The sequence below is a fragment of the Metabacillus sp. 84 genome, from assembly GCF_050107715.1.
In the GTDB taxonomy this organism is placed as follows: Bacteria; Bacillota; Bacilli; order Bacillales; family Bacillaceae; genus Metabacillus_B.
Genome location: NZ_JBNILN010000039.1, coordinates 1 through 255, shown reverse-complemented (window position 1 = coordinate 255; position 255 = coordinate 1). Strand labels below are relative to the sequence as shown.

At 56.1% G+C, this 255-nt stretch carries 1 rRNA gene; it reads left to right on the top strand.

Annotated elements, in window-relative coordinates:
* Positions 1-255: ribosomal RNA gene (locus ACQCV8_RS20215) — 16S ribosomal RNA — on the top strand; the annotation flags it as partial.

The window sequence follows — 255 nt, the reverse complement described above, 5'->3', positions numbered from 1 at the left end:
AGCGGACCTCTTCGGAGGTCAGCGGCGGACGGGTGAGTAACACGTGGGCAACCTGCCTGTAAGACTGGGATAACTCCGGGAAACCGGAGCTAATACCGGATAACCTTTTGAACCGCATGGTTCAAAATTGAAAGACGGTTATGCTGTCACTTACAGATGGGCCCGCGGCGCATTAGCTAGTTGGTGAGGTAATGGCTCACCAAGGCGACGATGCGTAGCCGACCTGAGAGGGTGATCGGCCACACTGGGACTGAG